Annotated in this window: 20 protein-coding genes; 10 read left to right on the forward strand and 10 right to left on the reverse strand. The window is 67.7% G+C overall.

The features are described from left to right. Positions 1 to 87: 87 nt before the first annotated feature. Both aldA and HWY45_RS28115 read right to left on the reverse strand, forming a co-directional pair. Positions 88 to 1,512 carry an aldehyde dehydrogenase gene (gene aldA, locus HWY45_RS28110; RefSeq protein ID WP_059883562.1) on the reverse strand — a complete coding sequence of 475 codons (1,425 nt, stop codon included), beginning with the start codon at positions 1,510 to 1,512 and terminating at the stop codon, positions 88 to 90. Between the two features lie 171 nt (positions 1,513 to 1,683). Continuing rightward, complete coding sequence (locus tag HWY45_RS28115; RefSeq protein WP_059883560.1) at positions 1,684 to 2,622, reverse strand: LysR substrate-binding domain-containing protein; 939 nt, start codon at positions 2,620 to 2,622, stop codon at positions 1,684 to 1,686. Positions 2,623 to 2,788: 166 nt separating this feature from the next. Here HWY45_RS28115 and HWY45_RS28120 point away from each other — a divergent pair, with 166 nt between their 5' ends. Continuing rightward, entirely contained in the window at positions 2,789 to 3,640 is an 852-nt protein-coding gene (locus HWY45_RS28120; protein ID WP_059883559.1) for an AraC family transcriptional regulator, read from the forward strand. An 18-nt stretch (positions 3,641 to 3,658) separates the two neighbouring features. On the opposite strand, the gene HWY45_RS28125 is transcribed toward HWY45_RS28120, so the two are convergent. The 3 genes from HWY45_RS28125 to fae are packed head-to-tail and all read right to left on the reverse strand — an operon-like array spanning position 3,659 to position 6,712. Beyond that, entirely contained in the window at positions 3,659 to 5,110 is a 1,452-nt protein-coding gene (locus HWY45_RS28125) for an NAD-dependent succinate-semialdehyde dehydrogenase (protein ID WP_059883557.1), read from the reverse strand. 14 nt (positions 5,111 to 5,124) lie between these two features. Next, positions 5,125 to 6,147: an aldo/keto reductase gene (locus HWY45_RS28130; RefSeq protein ID WP_059883555.1), complete on the reverse strand. Its 1,023-nt coding sequence runs from the start codon at positions 6,145 to 6,147 to the stop codon at positions 5,125 to 5,127. 40 nt (positions 6,148 to 6,187) lie between these two features. Continuing rightward, positions 6,188 to 6,712 carry a formaldehyde-activating enzyme gene (gene fae / locus HWY45_RS28135; RefSeq protein ID WP_059883553.1) on the reverse strand — a complete coding sequence of 175 codons (525 nt, stop codon included), beginning with the start codon at positions 6,710 to 6,712 and terminating at the stop codon, positions 6,188 to 6,190. Positions 6,713 to 7,032: 320 nt separating this feature from the next. Here fae and HWY45_RS28140 point away from each other — a divergent pair, with 320 nt between their 5' ends. Beyond that, positions 7,033 to 7,950, forward strand: coding sequence for a LysR family transcriptional regulator (locus HWY45_RS28140; protein WP_059883551.1), 918 nt, complete (start codon positions 7,033 to 7,035; stop codon positions 7,948 to 7,950). A gap of 12 nt (positions 7,951 to 7,962) precedes the next feature. On the opposite strand, the gene HWY45_RS28145 is transcribed toward HWY45_RS28140, so the two are convergent. After that, a complete protein-coding gene (locus tag HWY45_RS28145) occupies positions 7,963 to 8,838 on the reverse strand; it encodes a LysR family transcriptional regulator (RefSeq protein ID WP_059564204.1) in 876 nt (291 codons plus the stop codon). 180 nt (positions 8,839 to 9,018) lie between these two features. On the opposite strand from HWY45_RS28145, the gene HWY45_RS28150 reads away from it, so the two are divergent. Together HWY45_RS28150 and HWY45_RS28155 are read left to right on the forward strand one after the other, a co-directional pair. Next, complete coding sequence (locus tag HWY45_RS28150; RefSeq protein ID WP_059883550.1) at positions 9,019 to 10,338, forward strand: DUF3422 family protein; 1,320 nt, start codon at positions 9,019 to 9,021, stop codon at positions 10,336 to 10,338. 27 nt (positions 10,339 to 10,365) lie between these two features. After that, positions 10,366 to 10,566 carry a hypothetical protein gene (locus tag HWY45_RS28155; RefSeq protein WP_059883547.1) on the forward strand — a complete coding sequence of 67 codons (201 nt, stop codon included), beginning with the start codon at positions 10,366 to 10,368 and terminating at the stop codon, positions 10,564 to 10,566. 156 nt (positions 10,567 to 10,722) lie between these two features. Here the strand turns inward: HWY45_RS28155 and HWY45_RS28160 are convergent, their stop codons facing one another. Further along, positions 10,723 to 11,781, reverse strand: coding sequence for a DUF3466 family protein (locus HWY45_RS28160; RefSeq protein ID WP_081069835.1), 1,059 nt, complete (start codon positions 11,779 to 11,781; stop codon positions 10,723 to 10,725). Between the two features lie 168 nt (positions 11,782 to 11,949). Between HWY45_RS28160 and HWY45_RS28165 the strand changes: the two genes are divergently transcribed. The 4 genes from HWY45_RS28165 to HWY45_RS28180 all read left to right on the forward strand — a co-directional run bounded on the left by HWY45_RS28165 (position 11,950) and on the right by HWY45_RS28180 (position 13,378). Beyond that, positions 11,950 to 12,384 carry a hypothetical protein gene (locus tag HWY45_RS28165; RefSeq protein ID WP_124491548.1) on the forward strand — a complete coding sequence of 145 codons (435 nt, stop codon included), beginning with the start codon at positions 11,950 to 11,952 and terminating at the stop codon, positions 12,382 to 12,384. Between the two features lie 35 nt (positions 12,385 to 12,419). Beyond that, positions 12,420 to 12,854 (forward strand): GNAT family N-acetyltransferase, encoded by a 435-nt coding sequence (locus HWY45_RS28170; protein ID WP_059883545.1) that lies wholly within the window; start codon positions 12,420 to 12,422, stop codon positions 12,852 to 12,854. Further along, positions 12,851 to 12,991 (forward strand): hypothetical protein, encoded by a 141-nt coding sequence (locus HWY45_RS28175; protein ID WP_170304032.1) that lies wholly within the window; start codon positions 12,851 to 12,853, stop codon positions 12,989 to 12,991. Before HWY45_RS28170 ends, HWY45_RS28175 begins: the two co-directional genes overlap by 4 nt. 90 nt (positions 12,992 to 13,081) lie before the next feature. Further along, the gene (locus tag HWY45_RS28180; RefSeq protein WP_059883543.1) at positions 13,082 to 13,378 is read left to right on the forward strand and encodes a cupin domain-containing protein; all 297 of its coding nucleotides are present in this window, start codon (positions 13,082 to 13,084) and stop codon (positions 13,376 to 13,378) included. Positions 13,379 to 13,405: 27 nt separating this feature from the next. Here the strand turns inward: HWY45_RS28180 and HWY45_RS28185 are convergent, their stop codons facing one another. From HWY45_RS28185 to HWY45_RS28195, 3 genes are all read right to left on the reverse strand, one after another. After that, positions 13,406 to 14,890 carry an aldehyde dehydrogenase family protein gene (locus tag HWY45_RS28185; RefSeq protein ID WP_059883541.1) on the reverse strand — a complete coding sequence of 495 codons (1,485 nt, stop codon included), beginning with the start codon at positions 14,888 to 14,890 and terminating at the stop codon, positions 13,406 to 13,408. A 23-nt stretch (positions 14,891 to 14,913) separates the two neighbouring features. Beyond that, entirely contained in the window at positions 14,914 to 15,864 is a 951-nt protein-coding gene (speB, locus tag HWY45_RS28190) for an agmatinase (protein WP_059564197.1), read from the reverse strand. A gap of 133 nt (positions 15,865 to 15,997) precedes the next feature. Beyond that, a complete protein-coding gene (locus tag HWY45_RS28195; protein ID WP_059883538.1) occupies positions 15,998 to 16,843 on the reverse strand; it encodes a helix-turn-helix transcriptional regulator in 846 nt (281 codons plus the stop codon). A gap of 189 nt (positions 16,844 to 17,032) precedes the next feature. Here HWY45_RS28195 and HWY45_RS28200 point away from each other — a divergent pair, with 189 nt between their 5' ends. Both HWY45_RS28200 and HWY45_RS28205 read left to right on the forward strand, forming a co-directional pair. Continuing rightward, positions 17,033 to 17,377: a cupin domain-containing protein gene (locus HWY45_RS28200; RefSeq protein WP_059564195.1), complete on the forward strand. Its 345-nt coding sequence runs from the start codon at positions 17,033 to 17,035 to the stop codon at positions 17,375 to 17,377. A gap of 88 nt (positions 17,378 to 17,465) precedes the next feature. Further along, the gene (locus tag HWY45_RS28205) at positions 17,466 to 18,920 is read left to right on the forward strand and encodes an NAD(P)/FAD-dependent oxidoreductase (protein ID WP_059883536.1); all 1,455 of its coding nucleotides are present in this window, start codon (positions 17,466 to 17,468) and stop codon (positions 18,918 to 18,920) included. Positions 18,921 to 18,950: the final 30 nt, after the last annotated feature.

Genomic DNA, 18,950 nt, shown 5'->3' on the forward strand with positions numbered 1-18,950 from the left:
CAGGCGTCCGCGTGGCGGACGTCCGCAGATTTTTTATGGTCGGGTTGGGTCAGGGCGGCGCGCGGCCCGTTGCCGCGCGCCGGAACGTCAGTACTTCATGACGACGAGGCGCGTCTGCGTGAATTCGAGCATCCCGTGCTTGCCGTCGTCGCCGCCGAGGCCGGAGCGTTTCCAGCCCGCGTGGAAGCCCTGGTACGGGTCGGCCGGCGTACGGTTCACGTACAGCTCGCCCGCCTCGATCGCGTTCGCGACCTGCATCGCGGTGCGGTAATGCTCGGTGTAGAGCACCGACGACAGCCCGAACTGATGGTCGTTCGCGAGCGCGACGGCCTCGTCGATCGATGTGTAGCGCAGCACCGGCATGATCGGGCCGAAGGTTTCCTCCTGCACGATCTCCATGTCCTGCCGGCAGCCGGTGAGGAGCGTCGCCGGGTAGAAGAAACCCGGGCCGTCGGGCACGACGCCGCCGGTTTCGAGCGTGGCGCCCGCCGCGATCGCGCGCTGCACCATGCCGTGGACGTGGGCGCGCGCCGCTGCGCTGACGAGCGGCCCCATCCGCGACGGATCGGCCGCGCGGTCGCCGATGCGCACCGCTGCCATCTTCTCCTTCAGCAGCGCGACGAAGCGGTCGTGCACGCTGTCGTGCACGTACACGCGCTCGATCGCCGTGCAGAGCTGGCCGCAGTGTGTGGTCTTCGACGCGACGAGCGCGGCGGCCGCGCGTTCGAGATCGGCATCCGGCTCGATGATCGCGGGCGTCTTGCCGCCGAGCTCGAGCGACGGCTTCGCGATGTTTTCCTTGCAGTAGTCGAGCACCTTGCGGCCTGCGTTCACGCTGCCGGTCAGCGTGATCATCCCGACCGCCGGGTGCGTGCACATCGCCTCGGCGGTCGCGTGATCCATCGTCAGGATGTTGACGACGCCAGGCGGGAACCCCGCCGCGTCGACGGCCTTCGCGATCTCGAACGCGGACACCGGCGTGTGGTTGCTCGGCCGCACGACCACCGTGTTGCCCGCGATCAGCGCGGGCGCGACCTTGCGCAGCAGCGTGTAGACGGGATAGTTGAACGGGATCAGGCACGCGACGACGCCGATCGGCTCGCGCTGCAGGAACAGGTTTTCGTCGGGGGTGTCGCTCGGGATGATCTCGCCCTCGATCCGGCGCGCCCATTCCGCGTGGTAGCGGGTGATCTGGCCCGCATAGACGGCTTCGTTCGATGCGTCGTCGGCGCTCTTGCCCGATTCCTGCGCGAGCGCCGCGCCGATCTCGGGGGCGCGCGCGGCGAGCGCGTCGGCGAGCTTGTGCAGACAGGCGGCGCGCTCGGCGCTCGGCAGCTTGCGCCATGCTTTCTGCGCGGCGGCCGCGGCGTCGACGGCGGCGCGCGCGTCGGCGGGCGTGGCGGCCGGCACGCGTGCGAATTCGGCTTCAGTGGCGGGATTGCGGACGGTGATGAAGGCGTCGCTCGACGGGGCGACGAACCGGCCGTTCACGTAATTGCGTTCGGTGCGCATGCAGGGGCTCCTCCGATGGATGCGGGCGGATCGCTGCGGATGGCGATACGCGCGTCACGGGACAGAGGCCATTCTCGTCATGCGTTTAATGCACGGCAAACGACTTATTTACGCATCGAGCGTGAAAAAAACTCATGTTACTCACGCAGGGCTGGCACCGCGCGCCTGGAGTCAGCGCAGCGGCGGCTGCGGCAGCGGCGACGACGGCTCCAGGTGCCGCTTCGACAGCCACACTTCCTGCTGCAGCCAGTCGCGGAACTGCACGATGTGCGGCAGGTTCGTCTGCTCGGGGCGGGTGACGAACCAGTACGACTGATGGCCGTCCACATGGACGTTGAGCACCTGCATCAGCTGCCCGGCGGCCAGCTCGCGCGCGACCATGTGGCGGTCGGCGATCGTGATTCCGAGGCCGTCGATCGCCGCGCGGATCGCGTGGTCGAGCAGGTCGAATTCATAGCCGCCGCGCGTGTCGACGTCCGCGATGCCGGCCGCCTTCAGCCAGTGGTGCCAGGTCAGGTAGCGCTGGTCGTCGGACGCCAGCACGTGCAGCAGCGTGAAGCGGTTCAGGTCGATCGGCGCGCCGTCCTGGCGCAGCCGCGCGTACAGCGCGGGCGCGCACACGGCGATGTGCTGTTCCTGCATCAGCAGCGCGTTGTCGAAACCGTCCCATTCGCCGTCGCCGAAGCGGATCGCGCAGTCGAGCACGCGCGATTCGCCGAGGCTGTCGTGGATGCGCGTGGTCAGGCTCAGCTCGAACTCCGGATGCGCGTCGCGCAGCCGGCCGAGGCGCGGCATCAGCCAGCGCGCGGCGAAGGTGGGCGGCACGTTCACGCGCAGCCGGTTCAGGTGGGTCTTCTCCTGCAGGCTGCGCACGGTCAGCTCGATCTTGTCGAACGACTGCTGCAGCGCACGCAGCAGCACGCGGCCGGCGGCGGTCAATTCGAGCTGGTGGTGGCGGCGTTCGAGCAGCGTCTCGCCGAGCTGGCCTTCGAGCTGCCGGACCTGGCGGCTCACCGCGCTCTGCGTGACGTTGAGCAGTTCCGCCGCGCGCGTGAAGCTGCCGGTGCGGCCGGCCATCTCGAAGGCTTTCAGCGCGTTCAGCGCCGGCATCTTGCGTCTCACGGGCAGGGAGGGCGTTGGGTGGAGGAATGGCTATTGTAGGGGCTGCATGCGTCGTGCCGTATCGGTAGTTCAGCCCCTTCACCCACTGCAAGAACGATCAAATGGCCGCGCCGTCGATGTCGTATAGTCCTTCCGACTTCTTCTCGGGCCCACCATGAATCCAGTTGGAAAAGCGTTGTGGTTTATCGAAAACGAACTGGGCGACGAACTGACGCTCGACCGGATTTCCGCCGATTGCGGCATGTCGCGCTTCGGCTTTTCGCGCCTCTTTTCGATGAATACCGGTTGGCCGGTCATGCGCTACGTCCGGTCCAGGCGGCTGACGCGCGCGGCGCGGACGCTGGCGCAAGGCGCGCCGGATATCTTTCGCGTGGCGCTCGATGCCGGATATGGTTCTCATGAAGCATTTACCCGTGCCTTCCGCGATCTTTTCGGCGTGACGCCCGATGAGGTGCGCGCGCGGCGCAGTCTCGATGGCCTGTCTCTCGTGGAGCCGTTACGCATGAAAGAAATGAAAATCGTGGCGCTTGTGCCGCCGCGCTTCGAAGTCTCCGACAAGCTGTTGATCGCGGGGATGAGCGACCGGTTTACCTTCGAAACCAATGAAGGGATTCCGGCGCTCTGGCAAACCTTCATCCCGTACATCGGCAGCGTGCCCGATCAGATCGACGATGTGACTTACGGCGTGTGCTGCAACCCGGACGCGGATGGCAGCTTCGAATATGTTGCAGGCGTCGCGGTGACGCGTCGCGACCGGTTGCCCGCGTCGTTTCGTTGCGTCGAGCTTGAACCGCGGCGTTACGCGGTCTTTGAACATCGCGGGCATATCTCCACGATTCACCAGACCGTCTACAGCATCTGGAACGGGTGGCTGCCGAATTCGGGATTCAAGGCGGCGGACGCGCCCGAGTTCGAACGCTACAGTGCGGACTTCGATCCCGTCGCAGGTACCGGGGTGCTGGAAATCTGGGTGCCGATAGAAGATTCGACAGGCCGATCCGACTGATCGAACCGGCCACCGGCTTCAGCGCCCAAGCCCCGCCATCAGCGTGTACTTCAGCTCCACGTACTCGTCGAGGCCGTACTTCGACCCTTCGCGGCCGAGCCCCGACTGCTTGACCCCGCCGAACGGCGCGACCTCGGTCGAGATGATCCCGTCGTTGACGCCGACCATCCCGCTTTCCAGCGCCTCCGACACGCGCCACGCGCGGCCGAGGTCGCGCGTGTAGAGGTACGCCGACAGCCCGAACGGCGTGTCGTTGGCCGCGGCGATCGCGTCGTCCTCGGTCGCGAAGCGGAAGCACGCAGCGACGGGGCCGAAGGTTTCCTCTTCCGCGATCAGCATGTCCGGCGTCATGCCGGTCAGCACGGTCGGCTCGTAGAACGTGCCGCCGAGCGCGTGACGCCGGCCGCCCGTCACCACCGAGGCGCCTTTTGCGGTGGCGTCGGCGACGTGCCGCTCGACCTTGTCGAGCGCCGCATCGTTGATCAGCGGCCCCTGGTCGACCTCGCCCGCGAGCGCGTTGCCGACGCGCAGCGTGCGCACGGCGTCGGCGAGCTTGCGCGTGAACGCGTCGTACACGCCGTCCTGCACGAGGAAGCGGTTCACGCATACGCAGGTCTGGCCCGTGTTGCGGAACTTCGACGCGATCGCGCCCACGACCGCCGCATCGAGATCGGCATCGTCGAACACGATGAACGGCGCGTTGCCGCCGAGTTCGAGCGACAGCTTCTTCAGCGTGTCGGCCGACTGCTTCGCGAGCAGCTTGCCGACGCGCGTCGAACCCGTGAACGACAGCTTGCGCACGACCGGCGAGCCGGTCAGCGCCGTGCCGATCGCGACCGCGTCGCCGGACACGACGTTGAACACGCCGGCCGGCACGCCCGCGCGTTCGGCGAGCACCGCGAGCGCGAACGCGGACAGCGGCGTCTCCTCGGACGGCTTCAGCACCATCGTGCAGCCGGCCGCCAGCGCGGGGCCGGCCTTGCGCGTGATCATCGCGAGCGGGAAGTTCCACGGCGTGATCGCCGCGACGACGCCCACCGGCTCGCGCGTGACGACGATCCGCGCATCGGGCTTCGGGCTTGGGATCACGTCGCCGTACATCCGCTTCGCCTCTTCCGCGAACCATTCGAGGAAGCTCGCCGCGTAGGCGACTTCGCCGCGCGCCTCGGCCAGCGGCTTGCCCTGCTCGCGCGTGAGCAGCTCGGCGAGCGCGTCGCGGTGTTCGAGCATCAGCTCGCCCCAGCGCTTCACGCGTGCGCCGCGCTCCTTCGCACTCAGCGCGCGCCACGCGGGAAACGCGCGCGCGGCCGTGTCGATCGCGCGCTGCGCGGCGTCGGCGCCGCCTTTCGCGACCTGCGCGATCGTCTCGCCGGTCGCCGGGTTGCGCACGGGGTAGGTCGCGTCATCCGCGCCGCGCGGTTCGTGCCATTCGCCGCCGATGTAATGGCCGGTCCTCAGAAATTCGCTCATCGTGAGTCGCTCCTTCAGTCTGCGGCGAAGCTGCCCTGCGCCGCGCGCGGCTCGCGTGCGATGCGCGTGCCGGCCGTGTAGTCGTTGATCAGGTCGCACGGCGTGTAGTTGCGTTCCAGCTCGTACAGCTCGTCGTCGGTGAGCTGCGTCTCCAGCGCGCCGAGCGCGCTGTCGAACTGCGCGACGGAATCCGCGCCGACCAGCATGCTCGCGACGCCGGGCCGGTTCAGCACCCACGCCTGCGCGATCTGCGCGGGCGGCACGCCGCGCCGCTTTGCGACTCTCGCGACCGATTCCGCGATCGCGCGCGACGCGGGGTCGCCGTACATCTGCGAGGTGAAGAAGTCGGTCTGGTTGCGCGTCGATTGCGGCTCGCAGGTCAGCAGGCCGCGCGCGAGCGGGCTGAACACCGACACGCCGACGCCCTGGTCGACGCAGTACGGAATCATCTCGCGCTCTTCCTCGCGATACGCGAGATTGAGCTGCAGCTGCATGTTGATCGGCTTGTGCCAGCCGTTACGTTCGCAGGCCTGCATGATCTTCGCGAACTGCCACGTGTACATCGTCGACACGCCGATGTAGCGCGCCTTGCCTGCGCGCACGATGTCGTGCAGCGCGCCCATCGTCTCCTCGACGGGGGTGTTCACGTCGAAGAAGTGCAGCATGTAGAGGTCGACGTAATCCATGCCGAGCCGCGTGAGCGACCCGTCGATGCCGTCGAGGATGTGCTTGCGCGAATGGCCGCCCGCGTTCGGGTACGCGCCCATGTCGTAGCCGACCTTGGTCGTCACGACGATTTCCTCGCGGCGCGCGGCGCGCTTCAGGATGCGCCCGACCACTTCCTCGCCGACGCCCGTCGAATAGAAATCGGCGAGATCGATGAAGTTGACGCCGGCGTCGAGCGCGCGGCGCACGATCGGCTCGCTCTGCGCTTCGTCGAAGATCCACGGCTTCCATTGCGGGGTGCCCATGTTCATCGTGCCGAGGCACAGGCGGGACACCTTCAGGCCGGACTGGCCGAGGCGGACGTATTCCATGCTTCCTCCTGGTACGGCCTTGCCGGCCGTTCGTTGTCCGTCAGTTCTTTTTCGGGGTGTAGAACGGGTTCGACACGTCGCGCGCGGCGGCGAACACCGCGTCGCGGTGCGGCAGCCCCTCCATCGCCGCGACGATCGCGTTGCGGCACGCGCGGTAGTTGTTCTCGAACACCGCGTCGAGATCGTCGGCCTTCGGGTTCACCCAGTTCGCCGACACGACGACCCAGTCGTTCTCCGCTTCCGGCGGCAGCGTGCCGTGCTCGAGCGCCTCGGCCACGGCCTTCGCGATGCCGGCCTGCGAGGCGCCCCACGTCGCGTTGCCGTGGAAGTCGCCGTCGATCTGCGCCTTGTTCACGTACAGCGTGAGCGGCTTGGTCGGCACGCCGGGCTGCGCGATCACGACGAACGGCGCATGGCCGGCCGACGGTGTCGCGAGCGCGGTCGCGAACGCCTGCCCGGCGGGGCCGTCGCGCGGGCCGATCAGCACGTTGATGTGCGCGAGGTTCACGCCGGGGCCTTCGAAGCCTTCGCCGATGTACAGCGATTTGCGGGGGGAAGCAGTCATTGCGGTGTCTCGTCGTTGAAGTTGGGTGTGGGTGGGGCGACGGCGGACGGCCGCGTCGCCGCCCGTGAAGCGAAAATTCCTGATCGACGCATGACGCCGGCCCATCTCCGGGAAATCCCTCGGTCATGCCGCGCGCGCCGTGCCTGGCCTGGCTCCGGCGCATTCGCGCAGGCATGCGGCGGTGCACCGGGCCGCGTACCGACTCCGGGTTTGTCATACCCGATCAGGGGTTGGAGCGCCGAACGCGTTTGGACAACAATCGGCGTACCCGAGGCCCTATCTTTCGTCTTCCCATTACTTTTCGAAAGCGAGTAATTCCGATGGTTGCCATTCAAAGTCCCGATTGGTCGAGGCTGAGCTCGCTCGACCCGGAACTCATCCGCGCGTTCGTCGCGGTCGTCGAAAGCGGCGGCTTCACCGCGGCGTCGCGGCAGCTGCATCGCACGCAGTCGACGATCAGCCTGCGGATCCGCACGCTCGAGGAGCGGCTCGGCACCCACCTGTTCATGCGCAACAGCCGGCGGCTCGCGCTGTCGCGCGACGGCGAGAATTTCCTGATCTACGCGCGCCGGATCATCCAGGTGCAGAACGACGCGATCATCGCGTTGCAGCAGAGCAGCAGCCATCGCGGCGCGCTGCGCTTCGGGCTGCCGGAGGACTATGCGGAACTGTGGCTGCCCGACCTGCTGAAGTCGTTCTATGCATTGCGCCCGGGCGCGCGGCTGCACGTGCACTGCCGGATGTCGCTCGAACTGCTCGAACGGCTGCAGGCCGGCGAGCTCGACGTCGCGCTGGTCGTGCGGCACGGCTCGCAGGCGGGCGGCCGGCATCTCGGCCGCGAGGAGGTGGTGTGGGCCGCGCATCGCGATTTCGCGCTCGACCCGCATGCGTCGGTGCCGCTCGCGCTGTTTCCCGAGACCTGCTGCTACCGGCAGCGCGGGCTGCAGGCGCTGGCGTCGATGGACCGGCCGTATCACGTCGTCTACACGAGCCAGAGCCCGACCGGGATCAAGGTCGCGGTGAACCACGGCGCCGCCGTGACGATGATCGACCGCTGCACGCTGCCGGAGAACTGGCGCGTGCTCGGCGAAGACGAGGGCCTGCCGCCGCTGCCGCCGGCCGATCTCGAACTGCATCGCTCGCCGGGCATCTGCGATCCGTCGACCGACGATCTCGCGTCGCTGATCGAGACGATGGTCGACGAACGGCGACGCGCGTCGGTCGAAGCGATCGCCTGAGCGCCGCGCCCGCTACGCCTCCGCCGTCTGCCCCGTCTGCCGCTGCAGATCGTCCATGATCTGCTCCGCGAGGAAGTCGCACGGCGGCCGCTTCGACTTCGTGCTGCGCGCGAGGATCAGTTCGAGCGGCGGCATGTCGGGCAGCCCGTGCGAGCGGCCGAGCACCGACAACTGCGGGGGAATCGCGCAGCGCGCGAGCGGCGCGACCGCGAGCCCCGCTTCCACCATGCTGAGCAGGCCGAGCAGGCTCGGGCTTTCGTACGAGGTGCGATACGGCAGCTTCGCGCGTTCGAGGCTGCGGATCGCGTTCTCGCGCGCGACGCTGCCCGGCATGAACACCGCGATCGGCAGCGGCCGCTCCTCCCACACGCGCGGCCCGTTCGTCATCGCGGCCCATGCCATCGGCTCGTGGCGTACGAAGTCGCCCGACAGCCCCTTCACGCGCGTACCGCACACGAGGTCGACGGTGCCGTCCTTGATCAGCGGCGCGAGCGCGCTGCTCGGCAGGCCGATCACCTGGATCTCGACCTTCGGATACGACGCCGAGAATTTCTTAAGCACTGAAGGAAGAAGCGACGACGCGTAGTCGTCCGGCACGCCGATCACCACCTTGCCCGTGACCTCCGGCCGCACCACGGCGGCCCACGCCTCGTCGCGCAGCGCGAGCATGCGCCGCGCGAAACCCAGCAGCACCTCGCCCTCGCGCGTCAGCACGATGCTGCGCGGGCGGCGCACGAACAGCGGCCGCCCCAGCGCGTCCTCGAGGCTCTTGATCTGCATGCTGACGGCGGATTGCGAGCGGTTCACGGCTTCGGCGGCGCGGGTCATGTTGCCGGTCTCGGCCACCGCGACGACGGTGGCCAGCACGTCGTGATCGAGCATCTTCATCGGTATCAGGAAAACTGAACGTAACGATCAGCATTATGCGTTTTTATTGTCGTTATGTGTCTGCCATAGTGCGATCGGGCAGGCGAAACCGCTGCCGCCGCCGGTTCGTCGGGCTGTTCCCGGCGACGGAGGCGCGCGTGCCGGGCCGGCGGGGTTGAACAAGGAAAGCATGGTGTCTCGATGATGGACCATCCGTTGCGCGCCGCACTGGCCGCCGAACTGCATGCGCGGCCGTTCCTGCGGCTGGCCGAAGCCGTGTCGCTCACTCACTACGCGATCTATTCGGATGGCGAAGCGGCGATCCACGAAACACTGCTGCACGCGCTGTGCCGCGACGCCGGCATTGCCGCGCCGCATGACGGCGCGACGCACTACGCGGTGCAGTCGCCGAGCGGCTGGCACCTGAAGTGGGAGCGTCACACCGAATTCTCGACCTTCACGTTCGTCGCGCCGCGCCGCGACACGGGCTATTTCGACGATCTCGCGATCGAAGGCATTCCGGCCGACTGGTTCGCACGCCTGAACGGCATCCGCTTCGTCGCGGTGCGCATGGAGCTGCTGTCCGGCGACGCCGCGCGGCTCGTCTGCGCGGACATGCGGCGCTGGATCGACGGGCCGATTCTCGTCGGCAGCAACGTGCTCGGCGGCGGCCAGGTGTTCTGCGACTGGCACGTGCGGCCCGACGGCTTCATGCGCTTTCTCGTCGTCGACGAGGATTTCCGCGAAGAGCAGGGCGGCCGCCTGCTGCAGCGTCTCTATGAAATCGAAACCTACCGGATGATGGCGCTGCTCGCGCTGCCGGTCGCGCGGCGGATGAGCCGCGAGCTCGACGAGATCCACGCGTCGCTGCAGGCGCTGATGCAGAGCATGGACGCGGGCGGCGCGCACGGCGACGACGCGGCGCTGCTGGTCAAGCTCACGCACCTGGCGGTGCGCGTCGAATCGCTGTCGGGCTCGGGCGGGCGTTTCAGCGCATCGCGCGCGTACGAGAAGCTCGTGCTCGCGCGCATCCAGGAGCTGCGCGAGGAGCGCATCGAAGGGATGCCGACGATCGCGGAATTCATGGAACGGCGCTTCGCGCCGGCGATGGAGACGTGCCGCAGCGTGTGGGCGCGCCACGAGCAGATCGCCGCGCGCATCGCGCGTGCGGTGGACCTGCTGCGCACGCGCGTCAATCTCGCGCAGGAAAAGGACGTCACGCGGCTGCTGGCCGGCATGGAGCGCACCGCGCGCAACCAGCTGCATCTGCAGCATGCGGTCGAAGGCCTGTCCGTCGCGGCGATCTCGTATTACGTGTTGTCGCTCGCGGCTGCCGCGTTCAAGGCGCTGCACGTGCTGAGCCTGCCGGTCGATCCGGAGCTGGCGGAAGGGCTGCTGATCGCGCCGGTCGTGCTCGGGGTAGTCCACATCACGCGGCGCACCCGTGCGCATCTCGCGAAGGCGGATGGCGCGCACGATGGCGAGGCGGCGCGGGCGGTGAAGTTGAAGCAGGTGGTTTGAACATCAATGACAAGCAAAGGAACGGAGATGACTTTTTCGCAGATTCAGGCTGGTTTTTTCGTCGCGATGGACGATTTCGCGGAGCCGCTGCAGGACAACGCAGGCGCGGCGGACGACGCACGCGTATCGTCGTATCAGGCCGTGTTGCAGGAGCCGATGGTGTCGCTCGTCGGCAGCACGAGCGACCGGCCGGACGTCGCGACGGTTGCGATTCTCGGCTACAACTGAGCGCGCGGTTCCGGACGTGCGCCGGATGGCAGCGGCGATGGCGTCGCTGCCATCCGGCTGATTGAAGCCGGCATGGCCCGCTCGCGCAGCGTCCGCGAGTGACGCACGGTTTTCTGCCCAAAAGCGGCCGAGCCGGGCCAACGCGAGCGCATGCGATTACGGTCGCGTCCAGAGGACGGCATCATTCGATTCGCCGACCACCTGGCCGTGTTTGTTGATGGCGAAAGCCAACGTAAAGCCTTCACCGTCGGGGAGTGCGCCGAGGTCGGTCATCACACCGTTCTCATAGACAAAGGCGTGAACGGCGCCACCCGGGGTGTCGGAAGCGCCGACTATCTGGCCGCGGTCGTTGATCCCCGAGGCCTGGCTGTTCCGGCCACCGGGGAGCGTTCCGAGGTCGGTCATCACCCCGTCTTGATACAGGAAGGCACGAAACTGCCTCGGGGTCGCAGTGTCGGAAGTGCCGACCACCTGGCCGCGATCGTTGATCGCCGCAGCGCCGCTGCTTTGACCACCGAGCGTGCCCAGGTCCGTCATCTGTTGACCGTCGTACAAAAAGGCGTGGGCCGCTCCGGTCGCGATGCCGGAATCGCCGACCACCTGGCCCTTCTGATTGATCGCGTTCGCGCGGCTGAAGGTACCACCGGGGAGCGTACCGAGGTCGGTCGTCACGCCGTCTTGATAGATGCACGCGTGGCCGTTCGTAGCGCCGGCCACCTGACCGCGATTGTTGATCCCGTTGGCTTCGTAGAGGCCAAGGTCGATCATCACGCCGCCGTCGTATAAAAAGGCGCGCCTGACGAACCCGCTTGCGATGGACGAAAAAGAGGCGCCGACCACCTGGCCGCGGTCGTTGATCCCTGCCGCGGTGCTGAAGCTGTCGCCGGGGAGCGTACCGAGGTCGGTCATCACCCCGTCTTCATACAAGAAGGCGCGAAGGTCGCGATGATGTCTCACTCTGCCGAAAAAGTTGAACGACTCGCCGACCACCTGGCCGTGATCGTTGATCGCGTAAGCGCTGCTGCCGTTCTTGCCGGGAAGCGTGCCCAGATCCTTGATCGTGAAATTCTGATTGGCGGCGGCCAGGCTTTTGGCCACCGCCGCACTGCTCGCCGCATCACCGTCGCCGCCGCAGCCGGCCAATGCCGTTGCCAGCGATATGACGATTGCCGATGTTTGCAATGCTCGATTGACGAGCGGGGACAGGTGAACCATGTCGACCTCCAACGGGTTTTCAGCGTGACGGGTGGGCCGGGGTCGCGTCGACGATGTGCGAAGGCGGGGCAGACCAGCGCCGACGGAGTGCCGGATGCGGGCTGGCGCAAGAAGAGACGCCGGAGGCGTTGCGTGGACAACGAAAATTGAGGAATTGAAATTGACGCCGTGCCGGCTACGGATTTCAAGCCAACACCGCAATCGCAATCCAAGCGAGTGTCGTGCCACCCGATCAGGACGGGCTTCGCAAGGCGCGAAGCGGAACAGGCGGAAGCTGCGCGTGCGAAAAACGTATCACCCGCGATACGCGCGAAGGGGGCGAGGATCGAAATTGCGACTTCTCTATCGGAACCGGCCGTCAGTCATTTGTTTTTTATCGAATGCAAACGATTCCATTGCCCTCGCCTCGTAGCGCCCGAATGGCAACATCACCCAATTCGTTTCAAGGATGATGCAGTCGATCATATTGCGGTGGCACGGGCAGCGATGATCGAGGCGGAGGTTGTGATCGCAACATCCGGAACGTGCGCGCCGGAACCATTGCCTGCGATCACGGTAGGCGGCGTAGCACGTATTCGCGCAACGGCCGGCATGGCAGAATGATCCGCCCGCCATTTCGTCACGGACCCATCACCGACATGACTGCCCCGTCGAACGTCACCATCCAGCTCGCCGCCGTCGGACAGCCCACCGCGCGCGACGCCATCAGCCGCAAGCTCAACGCATTCAACGATGCGATCACAGGGCAGCCGGACAACACCGCGCTCGATCTCTACGTGACCGACCCGAACACTGGCGAAGTGCTCGGCGGGCTGGTCGGCCGCACGTCGCTCGGGCTGTTTTTCATCGATCTGCTTTTCGTGCCCGAATCCCTGCGCGAGGACGGCCTCGGCAGCAAGCTGCTGAACGACGCGGAAGCGGAGGCGAAACGGCGCGGCTGCGCGCGCGCCGTGCTCTATACGATCACGTTCCAGGCGCCCGCGTTCTACGAGAAGCACGGGTATCGCGTGTTCGGCGAGGTGCCTTGCGAGCCGGCGGGGGCGGCTCGGGTGTTCATGGTCAAGGCGCTTTGAGCGGTTGCAAGCCCGACCCGCTAGGCGCGCCCGACTGGTTCCTGCCACTCGCGCCGGCGGCGGCGTTCGCGTTCCTGGTGGTGGCCTTTGCCGCGTGGCGGCTGGGGGTGCGCAAGTACACGTCGACCGGCACCTGAAGCGCACCGTACCGGACAATTTCCGCCGTACTGTACCGCCAGGCGTGTGAGCTTTCTGACGATACTCGTGTCTTTCCAGGAGACCGTCCGATGCCCCTCGTCGATTTCACATCCGTCGCTGCCGAGCAAACGCAAGCATGGAAATCCTCGCTTGTCGGCAAAGTAGGCCCGGCCAACGTCAAGGTGCTTCGCATGGATGCGCAGCCCTACGACGAGGAGATTCACGACTACAACGAGGGTTTGCTGGTCGTCGATGGACGGCTTCTGCTTCAGGTCGGCGCGGAGACGGTCGCCGTGGAAGCCGGGCAGATGTATCTCGCGTTGGCAGGGACTGCACACGCCGTCCTGCCCGGCAGCCACGGGACGCTCGTCGTCATCGACGTGTAAAGGCGGCTGACACGCGCGCCGGCACTATCAGTCGACCGCGCGCATCGCGTGCCGCAGCTCCTGATAGCTGCGCAGCCCCGCGACACCGAGTTCACGGCCGATCCCGCTCAAGCCGAACCCGCCCCAGCACACGTGCGGATAAATGAGCTGCGGCGTATTGATCCACACGAGCCCCGCGCGCACGCGTGCCTGATAACGCTTCGCCTGCGCCGCGTCGCGCGTGACGACGGTCGCGACGAGCCCGTAGCGCGTGTCGTTCGCGAGCGCGATCGCCTCGTCGTCGGTGCGAAACGACTTCACGCACGCGACCGGGCCGAACACTTCGTCGGCCCACAGCACGTTGTCGGCGGCCGGTTCCGCGATCACGACCGGCGCCATGAAGTAGCCGTCGCCGCGCGCGTCGGCCACGCGGCCGCTGAACGCGACCTGCGCGCCGCTGTCGATCCCCTGCCGCAGCATTGCCTCGACGCGCGCGCGGTGTGCAGCCGAGATCAGCGGCCCCATCGCGACGTTCGCCGCCTCCGGCGGCGCGACGACGAGCGCGCGCACGGCCGTCTCGAACGCGGCCATGAAGCCGCGATACAGGCTGTCGTGCACGAGAATGCGCGCGGTGGCCGAGCACATCTGGCCCGCGTTCGTGAAGGCGCCGGCAACCGCGAGTGCCACCGCAGCATCGAGATCGGCGTCGTCGCGGACGATCAGCGCGGACTTGCCGCCAAGCTCGAGCGTCACGCGCTTCATGTCGTCGGCGGCGGCGCGCATCACTTTCCTGCCGGCGGCGGTGCTGCCGGTGAACGAGATCTTGTCGATCAGCGGATGCGCGGCGAGCGCCGCGCCGACATTCGCGCCGCCGTTCACGATGTTCACGACGCCGTCCGGCATGCCGGCCTCGGCGACGATGTCGAGCAGCGCGTGTTCGGCCGGCGACGTCAGTTCCGACGGCTTGAGCACCGCCGCGCAGCCGGCGGCCAGCGCGGGCGCGAGCTTCCACGCGGTCGTCACCATCGGGAAATTCCACGGCACGATCAGCGCGGCCACGCCGAGCGCATCGTAAAAGCGCTCGGCCGTCACGGTTTCGCTCGGCAGCGCGACCGGTTCCGCCGCGAACGTCGCCGGATCGGCGCACAGCGCGGCGTAGTACGCGAATGTCGCGGCGACGTCGCCGACGTCGGCATCGGCCTCGAGCGGCGGCTTGCCGCTGACCTGCATCTGCAGCGCCGCGAGGCGCGCGCGGTCGGCTTCGACCAGCTCGGCGATCTTCGCGAGGATCTTGCCGCGCGCGGCGGGCGGCGTGTCGCGCCAGCCGGCGAACGCATCGCGCGCGGTGCGCACCGCGCGGTCGACGTGCTCGGCTGAAGCGAATTCCTGCCAGCCGAGCGTGTCGCCGGTCGCGGCGTTGAACAGCGGCGCGCCGGCATCGTCGGCATGCGCGCGGATATGTTCGCCGGCGATGCGCGCGGCGGGCAGCACGAGCGTCGCGGTAGCGGCAGGGGAAAGCGGTGCGGTGGACATGGTGGCGATCCTGAAGGTCGGGTTCAACGGTAGGCGACGCCCGGCATCACGCAGAGCATTTCGAACGCGAGGTTCGCGCCGACGAGCGCGGTCGTGCCGACCGGGTCGTAAGGCGGCGACACTTCGACGAGATCGGCGCCGACGAGATTGAGCCCCTTCATCCCGCGCACGATCTCGAGCCCTTGCTGCACCGTCAGGCCGCCGACTTCCGGCGTGCCGGTGCCCGGCGCGAACGACGGGTCGAGGCCGTCGATATCGAAGCTCAGGTAGACCGGCGTGCTGCCGACGCGCTCGCGCACCTGCGCCATCAGCGGCGCGAGCGACGTGTTCCAGCATGCCTCGGCCTGGACGACGGTGAAGCCCTGCTCGCGGCACCAGTCGAAATCGTCGGCGTGGTAGCCGGTGCCGCGCAGGCCGATCTGCGTGACCTTGTCGCACTGCAGGAGGCCGTCCTCCACCGCGCGGCGGAACGGCGTGCCGTGCGCGATCTTCTCGCCGAACATCGTGTCGTTGACGTCCGCGTGCGCGTCGACGTGCACCACCGCGACCTTGCCGTACTTGCGGTGCAGCGCGCGCAGGATCGGCCACGCGATCGTGTGGTCGCCGCCGAGCGTAATCGGCCGGCAGCCGTTCGCGACGATCGCGTCGTAGGCGGCCTCGATGCGGCGCACCGAGTCCTTCAGGTCGTACGGGTTGGTCGCGACGTCGCCGAGGTCGGCCACCTGCAGCGAATCGAACGGCGCGGCGCGCGTCGCCATGTTGTACGGGCGCAGCAGCACGGATTCGCTGCGGATCTGGCGCGGGCCGAAGCGCGCGCCCGACCGGTTCGACGTGCCGAGATCGAGCGGCACGCCGACGAAGCACGCGTCGAGCCCGTCGGTCGTGTCGGCCTGCGGCAGACGCATCATCGTGGCGATGCCGCCGAAGCGCGGCATCTCGTTGCCGCCCATCGGCTGGTTCAGTTCGCGATGCATGGGGGCCGTCTCCTCTGTCTGGTGAACAACGATCGGCCGATGGTAGAGGAGAACGCCCGCGCGAAGATTTCGAAGTCGCAACGTTTACATCGAGCGGATTCGATGCAAGCGGGGGGAGGCTGCGGAATGCCGGTCAGCCCGCGAGCGCATCGGGCACGGCGCTGCCCCACGCGGCCAGCTCGCGCTTGGTGCGCACGCCGAGCTTCGCGAACGCGCGCTTCACGTACGACTCCGCCGATGCGACGCGCACGCCGAGGATGTCGGCGGTTTCGGGCACCGTCTTGCCCGACAGCAGGTGCTTGCAGGTTTCGTATTCGCGCTTCGACAGGCGAATGCCGTCCGCCGCGAGGCGCGCGTCGAATTGCGCGAGCGGATGGCGGTCGGGTGTCGGGTGCGCGACGCGCCGCGCGGCGGTGGTCGACGCGTGCAGTTCGAGCAGCGGGAACAGCACATCGCTGACGCTGCGAAAGCGGTTCATCTCGGCGAGCGTGAACGGCGGCTGGTCGCGCCCGCGCTCCAGCGCGATCGAATGCTGCGAGTAGCGGGTGCCGCGCGCGAGCACGCATTCGTGCCCGATGCGCACGTCGTCGAACAGGCGCTGGCGGAATTCGCCGGGCGGGATCGCGGCGATGTCGCGCACCACGAGCAGCGTGCCCGTCTTGCCGCGCAGGCCCGCGAACAGCGGGTCGCTGTCGAGGAAGCGCTCGTAGTAGAGCGTCATCACGTCGGAGATCTCCGACGACGCCGTGCCGATGCCGCTGCTGCCGATCCACTCGCACCGGTAGCCGGTCGGCATCGTGCCGTCGACCCGCGAACGTTCGACATGCGCGACGTCGAGCGGCACCACCTGGTTCAGCAGCTGGGTCAGCCGCGGCACGAAATGCGGGGTGCCGACGGTCTCGATGAGTTCGCCCAACGTCTTGAACGACACGTTGCACGTTTCGCCGTCGCGAGGGAAGGGGTTCACGTTGAGCAGCATGCGGATTCCCCGGGGTGGAAAGCCCGCGGATTGTAGCGTTCGGAACGGCGTGCGTCTGTAAGGGGAAGTACGGCCATGCGCCACGGGCCGAGGAAATCGCCGCTTGTCCCCCCCGAAGGGGGGCATACCAGGGCCGCGCGAATGCGTAACGTTGCTCCTGCTTTCTCAATCACGACGCGAACATTTCAGATGACTAAATTGATCAAGGACATCCTGCCGCTCGGCGCCAACGTCGGCGCCTTCACGAAGCTCGATTTCGGCATGGACGAAAGCGACTGGCGCGCGGCCGAGGGCAACAGCGGCAACTACATCGTCGGCTGGTGGGAGGGCAAGGTCGGCGCGGTCGACTTCCCGGAAACCGCCGCCGACGAAGCCGTGTGGCTCGTCGAGGGCCGGATCGCATTGACCGACGTCGAAGGCAATCGCCGGGAATTCGCGCCGGGCGAGGGCTACCTGCTGCCGGCCGGCTTCGCGGGCCGCTGGGAAACGCTCGAGGACGCGAAGAAGTTCTACGTGCTGCTCGAGAAGGCGTGATGCCCGTGGCCGCTGCCGCGCGTCGTCCGTGCGACGCGCGCGACGGCGGCGCGTGCCGCGATGCAACGTCATGGCTGAGACCAGGAACATGGAAGTCAAGGAAGCGAAACAGACCGCGCCGGCCACGCCCCACGCACTGCGTGGCGCGCCGGCCGCATTGAGCGTCGACGAGGCGCTTGCCCATACGAAGCTGTTCCCGTACTGGCTCGACAACCCGGCCGCGCCGGCGCCCGAGCCCGAACTCGTCGGCGACGCGCGCGCCGACCTGCTGATCGTCGGCGGCGGCTTCACGGGGCTGTGGGCGGCCGTGCAGGCGAAGGAACAGATGCCGCACCTGAACGTGGTGCTGATCGAGGCGGACAAGGTCGCGCACGGCGCGTCGGGCCGCGCGGGCGGGATCATCTCGACGTCGGTGATGCACGGGCTGCCGAACGCGGTGCGCGTGTTTCCGAACGACATCGCGCAGCTCGAAACCTTCGGCCACCACAATCTCGACGGCTTCGAGGAGACGCTGAAGCGCTACGACATCGACGCCGATATCGAATGGAACGGCGAGATGACCGTCGCGGTCGATCCCGACCATCTCGCGCACCTGCGCGGCGACTACGACCTGCACCGCGAGTACGGCCACGACGTGGTGCTGCTCGACCGCGACGAGACGCTCGCGCAGCTCGCGTCGCCGCTGTTCGCGGGCGCGCTGTGGTCGCGCAACCGCAGCGGCATCGTGCATCCGGCGAAGCTCGCGTGGGGCCTGAAGCGCGCGGCGCTGTCGCTCGGCGTGAAGCTGTACGAGCACACGCCGCTCATGACGGTAACCGACGAAGGCGGCACGGTGTACGTGACGACGCCGAAGGGCAGCGTGCGCGCGCCGCGCGTGGTGTTCGGCAGCGGCACCGCGAAAGTCGGGATTCCCGACATCAACCGCCGCGTAATGCAGGTGCGCGACCACGTGCTCGCGACCGAGCCGCTCACCGACGCACAGCTCGCGCGGATCGGCTGGAAGAACCGCCAGGGCGTGTACGACACGCGCACGCAGCTCAATTACTTCCGGCTGACGAAGCACAACAACATCATCTTCGGCGGCCTCGTCAGCTATCACTTCGACGGCGATCCGGCGCCGCGCCAGGACGGCGAGCGCGAAACCTACCACCGGCTCGCGCAGGCGTTCTACCGGACCTTCCCGCAACTGTGCGACGTGCGCTTCTCGCACGCGTGGGGCGGCCCGATCGACTACTGCTCGCGCGGTTCGGTGTTCGCGAAGCGCTATCTCGGCGGCAAGGCGGTGTTCGTCGCAGGCTACACGGGCTTCGGCGTCGCGGCGAGCCGGTTCGGCGCGTTCATGGGGCTGAACATCCTGTTCGATCGCGACAGCCCGGAACGCCAGCTCGACATCGCGAACCAGAGCCCGAGCTACATCCCGCCGGAGCCGATGCGCTGGGTGGCCGCGAAGATCACGTTCCATGCGTTCGACGGCGCGGATGCCGAAGGCGGCTGGAAGCGCGCGTGGATCAACGGCATCAAGGCGATGGGCTTCCCGATGTAACGACGCGCGGCGGCCCGCGCGGGGCTGCCG

The sequence above is a fragment of the Burkholderia stagnalis genome, assembly GCF_902830275.1.
Classification (GTDB): domain Bacteria; phylum Pseudomonadota; class Gammaproteobacteria; order Burkholderiales; family Burkholderiaceae; genus Burkholderia; species Burkholderia stagnalis.

Coding starts and splice junctions, on each gene's coding strand:
- aldA (WP_059883562.1), bottom strand. CDS start 1,512: ATGCGCACCGAACGCAATTACGTGAACGGCCGGTTCGTCGCCCCGTCG.
- HWY45_RS28115 (WP_059883560.1), bottom strand. CDS start 2,622: ATGCCGGCGCTGAACGCGCTGAAAGCCTTCGAGATGGCCGGCCGCACC.
- HWY45_RS28120 (WP_059883559.1), top strand. CDS start 2,789: ATGAATCCAGTTGGAAAAGCGTTGTGGTTTATCGAAAACGAACTGGGC.
- HWY45_RS28125 (WP_059883557.1), bottom strand. CDS start 5,110: ATGAGCGAATTTCTGAGGACCGGCCATTACATCGGCGGCGAATGGCAC.
- HWY45_RS28130 (WP_059883555.1), bottom strand. CDS start 6,147: ATGGAATACGTCCGCCTCGGCCAGTCCGGCCTGAAGGTGTCCCGCCTG.
- fae (WP_059883553.1), bottom strand. CDS start 6,712: ATGACTGCTTCCCCCCGCAAATCGCTGTACATCGGCGAAGGCTTCGAA.
- HWY45_RS28140 (WP_059883551.1), top strand. CDS start 7,033: ATGGTTGCCATTCAAAGTCCCGATTGGTCGAGGCTGAGCTCGCTCGAC.
- HWY45_RS28145 (WP_059564204.1), bottom strand. CDS start 8,838: ATGAAGATGCTCGATCACGACGTGCTGGCCACCGTCGTCGCGGTGGCC.
- HWY45_RS28150 (WP_059883550.1), top strand. CDS start 9,019: ATGATGGACCATCCGTTGCGCGCCGCACTGGCCGCCGAACTGCATGCG.
- HWY45_RS28155 (WP_059883547.1), top strand. CDS start 10,366: ATGACTTTTTCGCAGATTCAGGCTGGTTTTTTCGTCGCGATGGACGAT.
- HWY45_RS28160 (WP_081069835.1), bottom strand. CDS start 11,781: ATGGTTCACCTGTCCCCGCTCGTCAATCGAGCATTGCAAACATCGGCA.
- HWY45_RS28170 (WP_059883545.1), top strand. CDS start 12,420: ATGACTGCCCCGTCGAACGTCACCATCCAGCTCGCCGCCGTCGGACAG.
- HWY45_RS28180 (WP_059883543.1), top strand. CDS start 13,082: ATGCCCCTCGTCGATTTCACATCCGTCGCTGCCGAGCAAACGCAAGCA.
- HWY45_RS28185 (WP_059883541.1), bottom strand. CDS start 14,890: ATGTCCACCGCACCGCTTTCCCCTGCCGCTACCGCGACGCTCGTGCTG.
- speB (WP_059564197.1), bottom strand. CDS start 15,864: ATGCATCGCGAACTGAACCAGCCGATGGGCGGCAACGAGATGCCGCGC.
- HWY45_RS28195 (WP_059883538.1), bottom strand. CDS start 16,843: ATGCTGCTCAACGTGAACCCCTTCCCTCGCGACGGCGAAACGTGCAAC.
- HWY45_RS28200 (WP_059564195.1), top strand. CDS start 17,033: ATGACTAAATTGATCAAGGACATCCTGCCGCTCGGCGCCAACGTCGGC.
- HWY45_RS28205 (WP_059883536.1), top strand. CDS start 17,466: ATGGAAGTCAAGGAAGCGAAACAGACCGCGCCGGCCACGCCCCACGCA.